Genomic DNA, 1,141 nt, shown 5'->3' with positions numbered 1-1,141 from the left:
TCAGGCCAAACAATGGTTGGTATAACGGCCGCTTTCTTTACGTGAACAGCAAGGCCTACATCTCGCTCGAACAGTTCACCGTCACGCTGTTTCAGTTGTATCCGACTCTCTATCTGCATAAGCGGACCCGGGGCGTCGAATACATGTTTTCGCTCTTGATGAGCCGGGTCTTTGAACACATCGCCGCCGGAGACGAACAGCGGGCCGGTCTGACGCATAACCATCCTCTGGTTCGCTTCTTTCAAAATCCGGACAATCTTGAAAACGCGCTTTTGTTGGACGACAGCTTGTTCTGGGGAACTCTACATCTCTTCCAGGAAGCCAACGACCCCAATATTCAGACAGTTGCCAATCGTATCGCTTCCCGAAATTTCTATCCAATGCACGACGTCTGGAAGCTTACAGAGGAGGTCGCTGCCGACAATACGGTGATGAAGGGGATCAACGCTGGACGACGGATGAAAATACTCAACGAGGTTTGCGTGCAAGTCGTAAACGATCTGCGGGAGAAAAAGGATATTTGGGGGGAGGCTTGCTATTACGACACGTATCCCCGACATCTTTACAAGCCGAGCACCACCGAAGGCGGTCATCCTCAGCAAATCAACGTCGAGGTCGGAGGCAAGATCATAGATATCGCCTCGATCTCGCCGATCGTCGCCAGCGCAGCACGCTTCAGCATCCATCGCATCTACTATGACGATGCCAAGGATGGGCTTGGCAACCGGCTGGAGGCGGCAATTCGTGACAGAGTGAAGGTCAGGCTGGACGAACAGTTGAAGAATGGTGTCCACGGCTGACCCACAGGAGGCTGGGCGGAACACCGCTCGGTCTCACACCCAATCGCCACGCCGAGTTCACTTACAGCATGACCGTCAGCAGGTTGATGGTGGGCTTAGACTTGCTTGAGCAAGCCCATAGGATTTGGACGGTCGGAAGCGCTGGGCTGCGAGGACCGCGACAGCGCATTAAAGACGTTATCGACTGGGCCACGATCACCCTCCCTACCTAATCAAGTGTAAGGGGCGTTGCGTTGGCGGCGATTTCGACGCGGAAATCTCACAGAAGGGTTGTACATCGGGTTAGATTATGAAAAAGTCTGTTTTGTGCAAAAGAAATTTTCGTAAGCTATAAGAAAACC

At 52.8% G+C, this 1,141-nt stretch carries 1 protein-coding gene; it reads left to right on the top strand.

All coding sequences use genetic code 11. The features are described 5' to 3' along the window. On the top strand, positions 1-800 hold an 800-nt coding region (locus tag AD928_RS14880; protein WP_209436619.1), incomplete at its 5' end, for a hypothetical protein. Positions 801-1,141: the final 341 nt, after the last annotated feature.

It is taken from the genome of Acetobacter cerevisiae (genome assembly GCF_001580535.1).
Taxonomy (GTDB): Bacteria; Pseudomonadota; Alphaproteobacteria; order Acetobacterales; family Acetobacteraceae; genus Acetobacter; species Acetobacter cerevisiae.
This window is presented reverse-complemented; position numbering and strand designations above follow the sequence as displayed.